General features: G+C 53.8%; 17 protein-coding genes. 10 read left to right on the top strand and 7 right to left on the bottom strand.

All coding sequences use genetic code 11. The features are described 5' to 3' along the window. Window positions 1–135: 135 nt before the first annotated feature. From ACWGZX_RS24910 to ACWGZX_RS24880, 7 genes are all read right to left on the bottom strand, one after another. Window positions 136–1146, bottom strand: coding sequence for a YeiH family protein (locus tag ACWGZX_RS24910; protein ID WP_223511587.1), 1011 nt, complete (start codon window positions 1144–1146; stop codon window positions 136–138). After that, window positions 1143–1469, bottom strand: coding sequence for a Rieske (2Fe-2S) protein (locus tag ACWGZX_RS24905; RefSeq protein ID WP_223511585.1), 327 nt, complete (start codon window positions 1467–1469; stop codon window positions 1143–1145). Before ACWGZX_RS24905 ends, ACWGZX_RS24910 begins: the two co-directional genes overlap by 4 nt. After that, the gene (locus ACWGZX_RS24900; RefSeq protein WP_452625852.1) at window positions 1466–2128 is read right to left on the bottom strand and encodes a DsbA family oxidoreductase; all 663 of its coding nucleotides are present in this window, start codon (window positions 2126–2128) and stop codon (window positions 1466–1468) included. The genes ACWGZX_RS24905 and ACWGZX_RS24900 overlap by 4 nt, the downstream gene beginning before the upstream one ends. Beyond that, window positions 2125–3456, bottom strand: coding sequence for an MFS transporter (locus tag ACWGZX_RS24895; RefSeq protein ID WP_452625851.1), 1332 nt, complete (start codon window positions 3454–3456; stop codon window positions 2125–2127). Before ACWGZX_RS24895 ends, ACWGZX_RS24900 begins: the two co-directional genes overlap by 4 nt. A 92-nt stretch (window positions 3457–3548) precedes the next feature. Further along, window positions 3549–4601 (bottom strand): BKACE family enzyme, encoded by a 1053-nt coding sequence (locus ACWGZX_RS24890; protein ID WP_223511579.1) that lies wholly within the window; start codon window positions 4599–4601, stop codon window positions 3549–3551. 83 nt (window positions 4602–4684) lie between these two features. After that, window positions 4685–5533, bottom strand: coding sequence for a TauD/TfdA dioxygenase family protein (locus ACWGZX_RS24885; RefSeq protein ID WP_223511577.1), 849 nt, complete (start codon window positions 5531–5533; stop codon window positions 4685–4687). Window positions 5534–5546: 13 nt separating this feature from the next. Further along, window positions 5547–6527: a quinone oxidoreductase family protein gene (locus ACWGZX_RS24880; protein WP_223511575.1), complete on the bottom strand. Its 981-nt coding sequence runs from the start codon at window positions 6525–6527 to the stop codon at window positions 5547–5549. Window positions 6528–7059: 532 nt separating this feature from the next. On the opposite strand from ACWGZX_RS24880, the gene ACWGZX_RS24875 reads away from it, so the two are divergent. From ACWGZX_RS24875 to ACWGZX_RS24830, 10 genes are all read left to right on the top strand, one after another. Next, the gene (locus tag ACWGZX_RS24875; RefSeq protein WP_452629061.1) at window positions 7060–7740 is read left to right on the top strand and encodes a DUF3313 domain-containing protein; all 681 of its coding nucleotides are present in this window, start codon (window positions 7060–7062) and stop codon (window positions 7738–7740) included. A gap of 142 nt (window positions 7741–7882) precedes the next feature. Beyond that, window positions 7883–8344, top strand: coding sequence for a hypothetical protein (locus ACWGZX_RS24870; RefSeq protein WP_452625850.1), 462 nt, complete (start codon window positions 7883–7885; stop codon window positions 8342–8344). Between the two features lie 551 nt (window positions 8345–8895). Beyond that, window positions 8896–9717 (top strand): winged helix-turn-helix domain-containing protein, encoded by an 822-nt coding sequence (locus ACWGZX_RS24865; protein ID WP_452625849.1) that lies wholly within the window; start codon window positions 8896–8898, stop codon window positions 9715–9717. Continuing rightward, window positions 9714–10196, top strand: coding sequence for a hypothetical protein (locus tag ACWGZX_RS24860; protein WP_452625848.1), 483 nt, complete (start codon window positions 9714–9716; stop codon window positions 10194–10196). Before ACWGZX_RS24865 ends, ACWGZX_RS24860 begins: the two co-directional genes overlap by 4 nt. A gap of 277 nt (window positions 10197–10473) precedes the next feature. Further along, window positions 10474–10773, top strand: a complete 300-nt coding sequence (locus ACWGZX_RS24855) for a hypothetical protein (protein ID WP_452625847.1) — start codon at window positions 10474–10476, stop codon at window positions 10771–10773. 206 nt (window positions 10774–10979) lie between these two features. Continuing rightward, on the top strand, window positions 10980–11366 hold the full coding sequence (locus ACWGZX_RS24850; protein ID WP_452625846.1) for a hypothetical protein: 387 nt from the start codon (window positions 10980–10982) through the stop codon (window positions 11364–11366). A gap of 199 nt (window positions 11367–11565) precedes the next feature. Further along, window positions 11566–12534 (top strand): helix-turn-helix domain-containing protein, encoded by a 969-nt coding sequence (locus ACWGZX_RS24845; RefSeq protein WP_452625845.1) that lies wholly within the window; start codon window positions 11566–11568, stop codon window positions 12532–12534. A 339-nt stretch (window positions 12535–12873) separates the two neighbouring features. Beyond that, window positions 12874–13845, top strand: a complete 972-nt coding sequence (locus ACWGZX_RS24840; protein WP_452625844.1) for an EAL domain-containing protein — start codon at window positions 12874–12876, stop codon at window positions 13843–13845. A 105-nt stretch (window positions 13846–13950) separates the two neighbouring features. Next, complete coding sequence (locus ACWGZX_RS24835) at window positions 13951–14454, top strand: outer membrane beta-barrel protein (protein ID WP_223511563.1); 504 nt, start codon at window positions 13951–13953, stop codon at window positions 14452–14454. Window positions 14455–14688: 234 nt separating this feature from the next. Continuing rightward, a complete protein-coding gene (locus ACWGZX_RS24830) occupies window positions 14689–15291 on the top strand; it encodes a transglycosylase SLT domain-containing protein (RefSeq protein ID WP_452625843.1) in 603 nt (200 codons plus the stop codon). Window positions 15292–16204: the final 913 nt, after the last annotated feature.

Below are 16204 nucleotides of genomic sequence, written 5' to 3'. Positions count from 1 at the left end.
TCGAGCCAACGAAAAAACGGCGACTGTTGTGACAGTCGCCGCAAAAAGCCGGTGTTTGTGACACCGACCGAGTGCCGCAAAGCGCTGAGGAGTCAAACGCAATGCGGCCCTGCCGTAAAAGGATTCAGGTCGGGCTCAGAACCCCCAGCGCAGCAACAGCAGCACCAGGACAACGAGGAACACCGTCTCCCCCACCATCAGGAGGATGGGCTTGATGCCGACGGAGGCCAGCTCCTTGAGCTGAGTCTTCATGCCCAGGGCACTGATGGACACCACCAGGCACCAGCGCGACAGGTCATTGACCGTGCCTTGCACGGCGGGCGCTATCCATCCCGTGCTGTTGATGCAAGCCAGCAGCAGAAAACCGACGGCGAACCACGGCAGCAGTGGCGGTCGCTTGCCTCCGGTGTCGGCGCCCTGCATGCGTGTAACCATGGCCGCACAGACGATCACCGGCAGGAGCATCGCGACCCGCATCAGCTTGACCACCGTGGCCGTGTCACCCGTTTCAGTCGACATGCTGTAACCGGCACCGACCACTTGGGCCACATCGTGGATGGTGGCGCCTAGGAATATTCCCGCCATTTGCGGTGACAATGAAAACCAGTTGGCAATCATTGGATAAACGATCATTGCCATGGTCGACAGGGCGGACACGCCAATGACGGTAAACAGTGTGGCGCGTTCTTTCTGCGGATGATTGGGCAATGCCGCCGCCAGCGCCAAAGCCGCCGAAGCGCCACAGATCGCCGTTGCGCCACCGGTGAGCATGCCGAACAAACGCTGGAAACCCAGCAGCTTGGCCGCAATCACCGAAACGCCAATGGTCACCACCACCAGCGTCACCACCAGTGCTACTGGCTTCCAGCCCAGCCCGGCAATCTGCTCAAGGGTAATGCGCATACCTAACAGGGCCACGCCGATGCGCAACACGGTGCGCGCCGTAAACTCGATGCCGGCCTTGCAGACGCCCTCACCGGCCAGGAAGTTCAGCGCCATGCCCAGCAGCAAGGCAAACAGCATCACCGGCGCACCGTAGTGCTCGGACAAAAAAGTAGCGGCGGCTGCGACGATCAGACTGACGATAAAACCCGGAGCCAGTTCGCGTGTTCGGCTATGGATACGGGTAAGAGCGATGGCGCTCATGGCGCGGACTCCTCAGAAACTAAAACGATAAAGGCCTGGTCGTCGACAACTTCGACCGGGTAGTTTGGGACCTTGAGCTGGGTGGAATTGAGCAGGTAGCCGCTGCGCAAATCGAAGCGCAGGCCATGGGCACAACATTGAATAACCCTGCCGTCCAGACGCCCGCCACACAGCGAAGCGCCCTGATGCGGACAACTGTCATCGATGGCAAACAGCTCGCCCTCGACGTTGAACAACGCCAGGCTTTTGTTCTCGAACTCAAACAGCGCACGACCGCCCGCCTGTGGAAATTTTCCGGCAGGTACGGGGACACGACGCGTCATGACGGTGACCGCACGCGCTGGCGCTCCAAGGCTTCGTACATGGCGCCAAGTAGCACCTCGGCAGGCTGCGCGCCGGTCATCGTTATTTGGCTGTCGAACTGAAAACTCGGCACACCGCTGGAGGCCCCAATCTCGTTACCGACAAAGGGACCGGATCCGTCTTTCAGGTAGTCCTTCACCGCGTCGGCGTCGTAACCGCACGATTGGGCGATGGTGATCAACGTCTCGCGGCAACCCAGGTCCTCGCCGTTCTGGAAGTACGCGGCGAACAGACGCTCAAGCAACAGGTCGCGCTGAGCCGCACTCCCCAATGTGTTGGCGTGCGCCAGCAGACGATGGGCGTCAGCCGTATTAGGCATCGTGGCGATGCGGCTCAAATCAATGGGCACCCCTACCGCCTGCGCGGCCTGCCGCACTTGGGCCTGACGCATCGCCACCGCTTCGGCACTGCCTAGACGGTTGAGGTAGAACTCGGCGAACGGCTCACCCTGAACCGGCAGGTGTGGGAGCAACTGCACCCCATGCCACACCGTGGTCACCAGCACTTCTGGTCGCTGCGAGTGCAACAACTCTAGAGCGCGCTCCAGTTGGCGTTTTCCGATCAAGCACCAAGGGCAGATAAAATCGAAAAACACATCAATACGCAAACGACCACTCACACCTTCACCTCTACCGCAGTTTCACTTACCGAATCGTTGACATGCTCACCTGCCAGCCGGGCAATATCCTTCTGGTAATGGCATTTGGCATAAAAGAACACGGCTGCTGCCGCGATGCTCACCAGCGGTACTAACTGGAAGGCCGCCTGCAAGCCGATCAGGTCGGACACCTTGCCGGTGATGAACGGCCCCGGCGCCAAGCCGAGCAAGTTGTTGGCCAGGGTCAGCGTGGCAAACGCCGTACCGTGCACCGAATAATGAGTCAGGTTGGCAACCATCGCCCCGGCAGGTCCGGTGGTGCCGGCGGCAATCAACATGCCCAGGCAAATCAACAGCAATTGCGCAGGTCCCGGCGGCAAGGCGAACGCCGCCGACAGCAGCAGGCAACTGCCCAGGCAATAGGCGATAGCCAGAGCGACCTTGCGCTCGGCCGACTGACGACACATGCGATCACTGAGCATGCCGCACAGGATCATCCCGGCGCCGCTGCACAGGACGATGATCGCCGCAACACCGCCAGCCTTGTCGGTCGCCATGTCGTAATAGCGGTTGAGGTAGCTGGGCATCCACACGATCACGGTACCGCCGACGAACAGCTGCAAGCCACTGCCGATGTAAGCCGCAATCACCGAAGGGCTGGAGCACAACGTGCGCAATGGGCGCTTGACCACCGCGCTGACTTTTTTGCCGGCTTGTGCGGCACGCTGGGGCGCAATGCGTGCTTCCTTGACGATGATCGGGTAAAGCACCGCCAACATCAGACCAAACAGAGCCATACCGGCAAACGACCAGCGCCAGCCCAGCTTGGCCGCAATAGCGCCGCCCAAAGCCATGCCCAACACCGAGCCGAACATACCGCCTGCCATGAAGGCACTGGCCAGCGTTGCTCGCATGTGTTTCGGAAACACCGAAATCACTACAGCAATACCGACGCTGCCATAGGCAGCCTCACCGACACCCACCATGAAGCGGGCGATAAACATTTGCTGGTAGTCCTGCGCCAATGCGCAGCCCAGCGTGGCGATACTCCACAACAGCGCCATCAGCGCCAGACTTTTAACGCGGCCGAAGCGGTCAGCCATCAACGACAGCGGAAAGGTCAGCAGGCCGACCATTAAGGCAACGATGCCGCTGAGCAAACCGAGCTGGCCATCACTCAAGGCCCACTCGCCCTTGAGCATCGGAAATACGGCGTTCAGCACTTGGCGTGACATGTAATCAGAAATCAACAGGCCGAACGTCAGTGCGAAGACGATCCAGGCATATTTGCGCGCGATACCGACACCACTGGTGTCGTCATCGCCGGCGGCGATCGGGTGAAAGGCCATGCAGCCTCCTCGAAACTTCGTTTTATTTTTGTTATCGAGCGTATTGCAAAACAGCGAGCGAGAGGTCTTCGACCTCCCGCCCTCGCTGCCGGTCAGCCGCGTTGCGGCACACCTTTTTGCCCAGCCTTGCGGTTGGGGGCCATGCCGTTGGCCAACAGAGTTTCTTCGATAGTTTCGTACTGCACGCCGATGCGATAGATCTCGCGGGCTTCTTTGCCGGTGGCGATTTCGCGACCCAGCTCGTGAGCGATGCGCACGGTCTGCTTGATCTGCGCAACCGAGCCGAAACGGTCGCCCTTGTGGTCAATGATGGTGTCTTCATTGCCCACACGTGGGTGCATGCCCATGGCCATCGACATGGTGTTGAACGGCATTACGTTTTTGAGCAGCGATTCGGAGGTCACGGTGGAACCGTCCGGCGCGCGATGGAGGAAGTTGAAGAAGTTGAACGGATTCGGACCGTCGAAACCGCCACCAATGCCGATCCAGGTCAGGTTCAACGGACCTTTGTAGACGCCCCTGCGCACCAGACGCTCGAGGGTTTCCAAGGAGTGCATGCCAGTCAGCTGGAAGTGCGGCTGAATGCCGTTGGCCATCAGACGCTTGAGGTGCTCGGCAACCCAGGCCGGGCCGGCTGGCACGGTCATTTCGCTGTAGGCAGCCTGATAGGCCGGGTTGGCCAGGGAAGTGCCTTCCAGGTATTCCGGATACAGCAGCTCCATGATGTTCATCTGGACGGTGTTGATCGCCACCGTGACCTGATCCGGTTTTGGCGTCAGCTCGGCCAACATGTGGCGGGTATCGTCGGACAACCACAGGGCGGCTTCGCCATCGCTTTCAGGTGCGAACGAAATCGAACCGCCAACCTGGATAATCATGTCCGGCACCGCTTCACGTACGCCGGCAATCAATTCGTTGAACTTGGACAGACGCTTGGAGCCCTTGCCGTCCAGTTCACGCACATGCAGGTGCAGAACCGTGGCACCGGCTTCGTAGCACTCGACCGCTTTCTGAACTTGTTCATCCATGGTCAGCGGGATGTCTTCCGGGAAGTCTTCCGGCATCCACTCGGGGCCGTACGGGGCCACGGTGATGACCACTTTGTCCATGTTTTCCGGGTGCAGGGAATCGTCGAAGAATTGCATGAGTTACTCCAGTTTTTATGGTTGTCCGCCTGCCGGTCATGCCTGGCAGGCGACTCTACGAGTGCTAATACAGAGGGCGTTGATCAGAACGTCTTGTCACCGATAATCCCGGCGCGTTCCATCTTGCGATGGCACGGCGGGTAATCCATGACCGCGTAATGCTGGGTACTGCGGTTGTCCCAGATCGCGATGCTGTTGGGTTTCCAGCGCCAGCGCACCTGATACTCAGGGATGTACGCCTGGCTGATCAGGTAGCGCAGCAACTCGCCCGCACCAGGGTTTGCGTCCTGGCCGAAACGCACCCGATCAGGGGTGTGGTAGTTGCTGATGTGGGTGGTGAAGGCGTTGACGAACAACACCTTTTCCCCGGTCTCCGGGTGAGTACGCACCACCGGGTGCTCGGCATCCGGGTACATCGCCTTGAGCGCCAGACGTTTCTCGATTGGCATGGCCGCGCCAAAGCTCGCTTCGATGCTGTGCCGGGCACGCAGGTCGGCGATCTTCACTTTTACGTCTTCCGGCAGGCGCGCATACGCCTCCACCATGTTGGTCCACATGGTGTCGCCGCCCACGGGCGGGCACTCTACGCAACGCAGCACACACCCCATCGGCGGGGCCTCGCGCCAAGTGGCGTCGGTGTGCCAGGCGTTCTCGTAGCGGTCCATTGGTTGGTCCGGATTCTTGTAGATGCGCACCAGTCCCGGATGATCCGGGTCACTGCCGGCCACCGGGTGATCCTCCAGCTCGCCGAAACGTCGGGCGAAGGCCACGTGTTCGGCGCGGCTGATGTCCTGATCTCGCAGGAACACCACACGATGCTTGAGCAACTGGGCACGAATCTCGGCAAAAAGACCGTCGTCATGCACCGCATCGGCGAGGTTGACGCCGATCAGTTCGGCGCCAATGTTGCAGGTCAATTGTTCGACTTTCATGGCTGGCAGCTCCTTAAATGACGAAAATCGAAGAGCCGGTGGTCTTGCGTGATTCCAGGTCGCGATGGGCCTGTACGGCATCTTGCAAGGCGTAGTGCTGGTTGATTTCGATCTTGATCCGACCGCTGCCGACGTGGTCGAACAACTCGCCAGCCAGGTCGGCTTTTTCCGCAGGGTCTGCGATGTAATCGGCCAAGGCCGGACGGGTCAGGAACAGCGAGCCTTTCATTGCCAGCATTACCGGGTCGAAGGCCGGGATCGGGCCGGACGCCGTGCCGACGCACACCATCAAGCCGCGACGCTTGAGCGAATCCAGGGAACCCATGAAGGTGTTCTTGCCAACGCTGTCGAACACAACGTTGACACCCACACCGTCCGTCATCTCGCGAACGCGTTGAGCAACGTCTTCATGGCTGTAATTGATGACATGGGTGCAACCATGAGCCAGGGCAATTTCACCCTTGGCCTCGGTGGACACGGTGCCGATGACATTCACGCCGAGCAACTTGGCCCACTGCGAAACGATCAGGCCCACACCACCAGCGGCGGCGTGCAGCAAAATAGTGTCACCGGCCTTGAAGTCGTAGATGCGGCGCATCAGGTACGACGAGGTCAGACCACGCATAGTCATGGCCGCGGCCGTTTCGAAGCTAATGGTTTCCGGCAACTTGATCAACGGCGCGGCCGCGATCAGACGCTCGGTGCTGTAGGCACCCAAGGTGTTGAGGAAACCGGTGTAGGTGACGCGATCACCAACTTGAACATTGGTCACACCTTCGCCGATAGCCTGGACCACACCGGAAGCCTCAACACCCATGCCGTTTGGCATAGGGATCGGGTAGGTGCCATTGCGAAAGTAGGTGTCGGCATAGTTCAGGCCAACCGCTACATGACGAAGACGAACCTGGCCTGGACCAGGATCGCCGACTTCGACGTCTTCATAACGAAGGACTTCGGGACCACCGGTTTCGTAAAAGCGAACGGCTTTGGCCATGATTTCTTATTCTCCAATCTGCAATGTTGGCTTGCTGCGTCGAATTGCGCTGATTGGACTGTAGGTTGCTGCCTCTGGAGCCGCTTCTCATCAGACGACAATGGCTTTTCATTTCGTGACAGAGGCCCGGTGTTGCGAGATATGGATGCCTGTGGCGGATGGTCGGGCGACGGAGGTTCAGCCTCTGCATCAATGCGCGCGGCAACGCCCGACAGGAGAATTGCTGGTCAACAGGTATTAATGGACATCATGGGGCAACGCTGACCTGCTGCCTTTGCGATCAGGGCTTGCTCATCAGACCGATACGTTCTTCGCAAATAGCCGCCCGCCTTAGGGGGCTGCGGGACGGACACACTCTGGCGGTTCGGTTTAATAGTTTTTGAGGGTTATTGATTCGGATTATCCAGCCACTCCGGGCAGGATGCGCCCCGCATTGACCGACGTACAAGCTCGCGCTTTGCGTAGCTCAGGTCAGCACCTGGGACCAGGTCGGAAACTGAATGACAACTTTCATCACTTGAGAACAGAACACATGGGCATGTCGAATAAATGGATTGTGGGTATTGCTTTGAGTAGCGTGTTTCAGGTCGGCTGTGTCTCGAAGGTCACGCAGCAGGAGCAATATTCGGGCTTCCTGGCCAATTATCAGGGACTGGAAGAGCAAACTACGCCGAGCGAAAAAAAGGTGCTGCGCTGGGTAAAGCCAGGGTTTGATCCTAAGGCTTATTCCACTGTCGTGTTCAAGCAGGTAGAGCTGTATCCAGCGCCGAAGCCGAGCGATCGCATCAACCTGAAAACCCTGCAAGACGTGCAGACCATGGCCAGCAACAGTGTCAAGAACGCCTTTGCCCCCTCCTACACAATCGTCTCTGATGCACAGCAAGCACCCGCAGCTTCGCGGACATTGATCTTGCATGCGGCGATCACCGAGGTCAGCGCCACCAACGAGGGCATGCATTGGTATGAGGCCGTACCGATCTCTGCTATTGTCGGGGCAACACAAGCAGCCACCGGGCATCGCGATCAGACAGCCGAAATGTATATCGAAGCCGACCTGATCGATGCAAAAACCGGTTTGCCAGTCGTCAAGGTGGTACGCAAGGTGTTCGGCGAGACATTGGATAATGCCAGCCAGCCAATAGCTGCCAATGACTTCAAGGCCGCACTCAAAGAGATGACGAACGACATGCAGGCACTGCTTTCCAAGCAGTAATAACCGCGTAATACCCCATTGCAAACGTTGAATTGCCTGCCATCCATTGTCATGGGATTGCATCGCGAGCATGGGGTTTGAGCCGCGTCACCTTAAACAAACCGTTAGGCCATGTAACGATGTCTAACGAGAGTCCGACTTGATGAAAATACTGACCTTTACCTTATCGTCATTTGTGTTGCTCGCCAGTTCTGGCGCGTTGGCGGTGACGGTAGTTCCACTAAAAGGGCAAACGTCCCAGACAATTCAGCAAGACACCAGCACCTGCCAATCACAGGCCAACGCTCAATTCCCGATACAAAACACCGTGCCATCCGGTGGTCGGGTAAAAGGCGCTGCCACCGCCGCCGTCGCCGGAGCCACTGCAGCGCAGGTTCGGGGCAATCAACATGACAACGTCTATGACCAGATCGACGACGATATCAAGCAAGACTATCGCCAGAACCAAGCACGCAGCGCCGCGGCGGCTGGCGTGGTGATCGGGGGCTCAAGACAACGTCAGGAACGCAGACAAAACGCTGGAACCACCGAGCAAAGCATCACCGCCAACAACTCGGTTTACAGCAGCTGCCTGCAACAGCGTGGCTACAACGTTTTGCCTTGATCCCGATGGTTATTCTTCTTCGAATGCTCCGATATCAACGTTGCGAACTGACAATTTTCCCGGATAACTTAATTGATGTTCCGATGTAATTACCCAGTTATGCGATCAACAATTTAAGTTCGCCCTGCCTCTGAAGCAACTTCACTTCCCTTATCCCCTGCCCTCGCCTGTATCTCACTCAAATGCATGGCTTCAATCTGCTTGAGGGTCAAAAATGTCCCGTCAGCAAATGGGAATCAGTTCAGCCAAACCGCAGGCTTGTGTGTCAAATAGAACTCAGTCTCAACCCCCGGCCTTGCAGTTTTCGGATAGCGCACATTATTCGTACCGAGCATCATCATGGCCCTCGATTGTACCTCCGTGGATTAACCTTGCTTGATTCCAGTGAGATTTTTGATAGGCTGTCCCAGCATTGTCTAGTGGCTCTCGCTGCACCTTCCGCTCTTGCCCGCTCGTAGCCGTTCATCCCCTGACAAATATGTATTACGTCAAATCCAGCCTATCAAAACTGTCTTAATAGCCAGCCAGATCCACCTGAACGAAGGATTCTCATGCGTTACGCCTTCAAGTTGAAAAATGGTGCCATGGCCCTTTTCGACCCAGACACCGCCCTGCTTTCCATCACGACACCCTACGGAGATGTGCAAAACACTACGATAGGTAGAGCTGAATCGCGTCTACTGGACCTGCTGCTTATGGAACCCGGTCAGACTAAAAGCCGTGAGGAAATCATCGACTACACCTGGAATGACCGCGTCGTCGCCTCTGGCAGTTTGAATCAGGCTGTTTTCTCACTTAGAAACATTTTGAATGACAGTCGAGATCACGAAATTTTGATGACGGTTCCACGAAGAGGCTATTGCTTCAACCGTCACTATGTTGTTGATGCACAAACAGACTTTCTGATGCCTTCCGATGAAGCCGCGCAACCTGCTGTGCCCGCCTTTGAAGCGCTTCCGCTAACCGAAAATGATGGTGTCCTGGAGTCATCAGGAAAAACCATAAAATCAACTTACATTAAAAAATCCCTGTCAGTCGCTTATGTCTTGACCTTGGGAGTATGCGCCTTCACTGGTTTCCATTCGGGCTTCGACACACCGAAAATAGAAATTTCCAGTGTACAAGTGAACGAATTAGTCATTCATGCAGTAGGTAACAGCGTCGCAGAAGCTCAATCACTGCGGGATCTTTCGGCTAAACAGGTTCAACAGCTTTCGCCAAATTTAAAGGGTCAGGTTTGGTTGAATCTCTTTAAAACAAACTATTCCGTGTCGTGCGTTCGTCCGGACCTAAGCACTGCAAACTTACAGTTAAATAGCAACCAAAAAGACCTCGCCTTGATGATCCAACAATGTTTGGAAGCAACGCCATGAAGCTAACAATACCTTCAACTGCTCACTGGATAGTGCTGGGAATTATCAACGCCGCCTGTATTTTCTCGTTGATGTATTCGCCATCTTATTACATGGAAAATACCAGTTATCAAACCATCACTCGACAATGGCTCGAAGATTTAAATCAACTCAACTCTGAAGAATATCTGACCATCGGGCACGGCCGACTTACGCAAACCACTCTGGAAAGCCTGAACGGAAAGATCCGCAACGCTACGATCACGGCGGATGTCATCCGAGAAAGCTATCATCACGTTCAGATAAAAGTAAGTAATGTCAAACTTAGCCAGGATGACGAGCTATTCGCCATTGAAAAAACACCCGATCTCTTTTTCAGACGCCAGTTTGCTCTGCAAGAAGGCGCTGTTCTAAACTACGAATTAATCCCTACCACCGATAAAAAAGCCGTATGCTTTTATGTGCACGACTTTGGCCGCTTGCGCTGCATGAATCACTAAGCCATCTATTGCCAATCACGTCACGCATATTCGACCAGGCAACAGGACTTGATACTCCTTGCGCCGCTAAAGCCGACTCAAACAAAAAAATAAGAATTACTGATTTGAGTCAAGCGCCCTTTCCCTTCAAAGTCTCTCCTCTATAGTTTCGGAGCCGTGCCTGCTATCTCTCAGCACAAAAACCGGCTCCCTGCTTCTCCAAACAAATGTCATGACAGCCTGTAAAGTTTTGTTTCAGCTTCATACTCCTTCAAAACAACTTTTCCTGGGGTGGCAGGTGAAAACACCTATTTTTTTGCGAGCCGTAAAATCGATGATAACCAAGATCCTGGTAGCTCTATCTCTGGTTGCAATGCCCTTTCATTCGATGGCCCACGATGAATATTCTATCGGTAGCGCGGAAATCGAAATTTACGAAATAGAATTGAGTCCGAATGAGAAACTAAAATTGTCGTATCTGAAAATCTACTCTGAAAATGAGTTCCATGAGGAGGAAGAGGCAACAAACGACTACCGCTCCTCCCCACCCCAAAATACGGCTAATGAGCGTCAAGATTTTTCACTCATTCCACTTTGATGATATTTTTTTTTGGCTGCGTAGCCTCTCAATACATTGAAAGCTGCCCCTTGCGTCATCTGCAAATAGAGCGGCCACTCCGAAAATATGAGTTTTTGACTTTGATAAGCCTCGTTGGAGCGAGACTATCCAGAGGCCAAGCCGTGGCAGTGATGCGGCTGACACTATGCTCTGCCTGAAAAGCCATTCATAAGGAAAGCACGTCAATGCAGCTAAAAAACCTCGCAACCGTATCGTTTGGTGTATTGCTTTCTGTCAAGGCCATGGCCTATGAAGACGAACCTCATGGTGCCGACCTGACACGTATTGAAAGCAACAAAAAAGCACTGAGCGATGAAAAAGCCAGATATAAAATTTGCACCAACTATCGTGTCAATGATTTGTTTGCCTATGATGCCGCAGCCATCGGCCCAACAAGTCAAAAAACGGCCATCTTTGGTTCGAAAATAGCGCCGTGCAAACTTCAAAGCCTATTGGATATACCATTGAACGATGCATATGTTTTTTCAGCGGCGTTGGATCTGATGCCGGAGTCATTGACGGACAAAAATGACGACAGCGCTGAAGTCGAGCCAAGTGCGTTTGCGTCATAGTCAATACGCTGAATGTGAAAATTTAGAAGTAAAAAAATTGTTACACTCAGCGCTTATTTTTTATGGACGTGACTGTCAAGGAGCGATCAAATGGATCGCTCGTCAAACTCTCTCGACTGATTTGCATTAACGACCGACACCACCGTCGTTGACACACATTGCTTAGCACTATCCATTTAGCTGAAGAGCGTTCAACTCCATGAGCATCCCCAATGAAGTCTTTCGTGTAACCTCTACGCCTGCGGACAAATCCCATAGAACAATTGGTCGGTGGGAGATGAGCCTTGTCCCATCAGAGCGTGAAGCAAGCATTCGACAGCATAAACTCATTAATAGCCCCAAACTCCAATGCAGTCGACTGGAGTTTGATTCAGCGGTGACTATTATCAGTTCTGTGCCTCACGGCTATGTCACCTTTGCCATTTCACAGACTTCCGTTGGTCGACCCACTATAAATAACCATGAATTACGACCTAACGAAATCATCGTACTGACTAGCGACGAGCCCGTGCATTACACGTGCGAGCCGAATGAAACTCTTTTCACACTCACCACGACTTTACAACACTACAAACAGTGCCTGGAAAGCAATTCAACTATCGATGTGCTTGCAAATAGAAAGGAATACCGCTTTCAGGTTGCAAATTTCAAATTAATTCAATCTGCCATCCAAGCCATCAACGCGTGCTCTAATGACGTCAATAATCCACCTTTAGAACAGCGCGACCGCTCCGATACCTCAGCCATTGAAAGTACGCTGCTGGTTTCTCTACTTCGGGTACTGACACCTGCTGGTCGCTCCTCGCTAAAAGTCCCAACCAGAAGAAAGGTCGCGATGGCAGCGATAGAATACATTCATGACAACCTGAAAAAGGCGCTCTGCATGAAGGCGCTAGTAAAACAGCTACAGACTACAACTCGCACCTTGCATCATGGATTCGTCGAAACATTCGGGATTTCACCGATCGCTTACATTCGAAATTTACGACTCGCCAATGTCCGCCGGGACTTGATCCGTAACACATGGCCAACAGTTACCGAAACTGCAATGCACTGGAACTTCCAGCATCTAAGTCGGTTTTCCAAGGCCTACCAGGATGCTTATGGAGTGACCCCCTCCGAAACCACCAGGCGCAACGCTGCAAAACTGGCGGCGCCCAACTGCTGAGTATTATAAATGGCAAGGTGACGCTACTCATGCGGGATGCTGCAGGCGCTTTTCATTCACTGCAACAAGCGCACCGCCTAGACGACGAAATTCCCAAAAAATAACAATCAATAATTTCCATCCATCCACCTGAACCACCAACATTGATTACTTCTAATTCAAGGGGGTAAGCATGCGTTATCGATTAAATTCACTGCCACTTAAGCAAAAAATTCTCTTTTGTCTTCTCGCCTACTTATGTGGTGTAGCACTGGCCTGGTTGATTGACTATTAACAAGCGCACTTTTAACACTTCAGGCCACCCCCACCAAGTTGAAGTCGTGTATTTCGGAGTTTTTTATGATTACGGGGTATAAAGCTTGGCTTAGAAGGCACACGGTAGCTTTATGCCTAACGGCTGCTGCGGGCTCGGTCGCATGGTTTTGTACCGGGAGTCTTGCTGAGCATCTGGCTCTCGGATGGAAGTTATTCATTACCCTCGCGTTTATGCTGGGAGCATTGCTTTACAGTGCACGGAAGATTGAAAGGTATTACACCTCAACCGCCATTCAGCTTCGCAAGGCCATAAGGGCGAATGAGCTGGATGTTCACTACCAGCCTATAGTTAATTTGCGGACGGGTAACCTGGTCGGTGCCGAATCGCTGTCTCGCTGGAGCTCTAAAGGAGCCATCATTCCGGCGGACGTATTCATCGCGGCGGCAGAGAAGTCCGACTTGATCTGCGAGCTTACGCGCTCGGTCATACGCCGGGTTGCGGAGGATTACAGCACCTATCTTTGGGCGTGTAAGGATTTCTACATCACAGTCAATCTTTCCGCTCAAGACATTCTCGATCCAACCTTTCCAGACTTTGTGGCCAACATCATGGCAGCGTACAACTTGCCAGCCACCGCCATCGTCTTTGAAATTACCGAAAAAACCTTGTTAGACCAAAAAAGTGCAGCGACTCAGTTGCACAGACTTCGAGCACGCGGGCATCGTATTGCCATTGATAACGTCGGCTCCGGCTACTTCCGCCTCTCGCTCATCGAATCAGTACCTGTCGACATACTGAAAATAGATCTTACGTTCATCAACCACGACACCATCGCTGCCAAGGATGCTCTGTGGCGACATATTGCCAAACTCGCCAGGACTCTAAAGCTCAACGTCGTCGCCAAGGGCGTGGGAAGTCAACAGCAACTACCGCACTTGACTTCAGAAGGTGTGTTATTGGCGCAAGGCTGGTTGTTTTCCAAAGCGCTCCCTGTTCGTGCATTGGCAAGACGGTATTTTCAATTACCAGCGAACATCAGTCCCCACACTGATTGAAGTGACTCAAAAATATAAATCAATGACTTCTATCAGTCTTCGCGATCACTCAAATTCTTGGCGAACACCTCACAATCGACAATCTGTAGAAGGATTCCACCTCACATGTTTTTTCGAAACCTTGGCTTCGTTTCACTGCTTTCGTTGCTGTCTTTTCAGGCAGTCGCGGAGGATGACAGAGGTTTGTATCTTGGAGCTGGCGTAAGCAACATTGAAACCGACAAATCCAGTCTGAGCGATGAAGACTCCAGCTATAAGGTTTTTGCCGGCTATCGTCTCAACGGCTATCTGGCCTTCGAGGGCGCCTTCGTTGATCTCGGCCAATTCGAGGACAAGAATCTTGATTTCGATGGCAAATCTGTCCAGGCCAGCGCCCATGTCGGCTTTCCACTTGGAGACCGGATACGCCTTTACGGCAGTGTCGGTGCTCATGCCTGGGATGCTGACGGCAATGCCAGCGATGATGACACCGGGGTGGATCTGACCTACGGTGCCGGTGTTGAATTTGATGTGTTTCGCAACATTGGTATCCGCGCTGAATATGAAGTACTGGAGGTCGGCGACATCGACCTGAATCAAACAACGGCCTCTGCTTTTATTCTCTTTTAACGCCAACTTGCATTGAGCGGCCATGCGGGTCGCTCAACGCACACCCTGAGACCATCATCCTCGCCGGACTTGCCCTGTCGCGCCGCGCGTCACCACTGGCAAATCTGCCATTCCAGCAGTCGGCATTCGCTGGCGCCCTATCAATTGCGCCGTGACATCGAATGGTCTGTTTTACACAGGTTCTGTGCTGCAAGCGGAGGGCTACTAACGCCCTTATTTTTCTGAGGGCTATGGATGAAACAAGGGCGAGTTTGGGCGCTGTTGCTAGTGTTTGCGATCTTGACGGGCTGCACGACGGCGCCGCCAAAGGATCAAAATAATCTGTGCAATATCTATCGTGAGTACCCTGACTGGTACGAAGACTCGCTAGAGATGCAGAAAGAATGGGGTACGCCTCAACACGTTGCGATGGCGATCATGAAGCAGGAGAGCAGTTTCGTCTCCGATGCATTGCCTCCCCGTGACTACGTGCTTGGGGTGATTCCCTGGGGGCGAGTCAGTTCTGCCTATGGTTATGCGCAAGCCCTAGACCCTGTCTGGGGTGAGTACAAGGATATGACCGGCAATGGCGGCTCGCGGGACAACTATGATGACGCGATCATGTTTATCGGCTGGTACACCACTGGCACCCACAGCCAGCTTGGAATCTCCAAAGGGGACGCCTACAACCAGTACCTGGCTTACCATGAAGGGCGTGGCGGCTTTCGTCGTGGTACCTATCGCAGCAAACCATGGTTGATGCAGGTGGCACGCAAAGTAGAGCAGCAGTCAAAGAACTACGATTCGCAGCTCAAGCAGTGCCGCGAAGAGCTGGAGGATGATCGCAGCTGGTTTTAACACCGACTGATCAGCATCTACCGAAGAGGCACCTGGCAACGTCGTTTCGTTCTGCGGCGCAGATCGAAATGCCCAATTTCTGACCCTGTCACACCGTCGTCACATCCACCCGGCACAATGCGATCAGCCAAAAGGATTTGGCTACGTGTATGAAGAGCCCGGCCACTGCGCCGGGCTTTTTCGTTCCTGCGACATACTTTTCACGAAGCGCTCACATAATGGAGCGCAGATTGAGCAAACAAAAGGATTTGACCCCATACAGAAGGCCCGCCATGTGCGGGCTTTTTGTTTTCAGACTCCCTCTCTCCTACCCGCTTGTATTCCACGCAGGTGCCCCTCTGCGAATTCGCGACGCTTTAGCGGATGCCATTTACCGGATAAGCATGGAATCAGGCACGCCCCGAATTCCCACGATGACCGGTATTGAACCGAGAGCGTTGAATTGCGTCCAACGGAAATGAATCGCATCAAGGGGATGAGGGCGATGGAAACGCGTGCAGTGATCAAGTTTTTTGCAGCTTACTTGTCTGTCACTCTAACAATTGCATGGTGCGTAGCCGAGGCTTCACCCTGGATCGCCTCTCATATCCTGATGAAGTGGATGCTTTAGCACAGCAGTGATCGAACCGGGAACAAGCACCGAGCATGAACAGCGTTCACGCTGACAACGCCGTTGCTGCTCTGGGTGTCGAATATCATGATTAGTTAACGCATGAGTATTCAACAAGCGTGCTTTCAAGAATTTCCAAATTCAGCCGCTCGCATTCTGCATTGGCCTCAATTCGTGTCGGATAGCAGATTTTTAGCCTGCACTTACCTTCAATATCGTAGATGTCGAAATCTATAGGCGCCGTCGTGCAGTAGAAGCGTACCCCACTGCGGGTTGATCCGGTTTCCTTTGGAATCGAGTGGA

Source organism: Pseudomonas sp. CLCA07, assembly GCF_053615335.1.
Note: the sequence above shows the minus strand (reverse complement) of the source record. Positions and strands in the feature narration are given on the sequence as shown.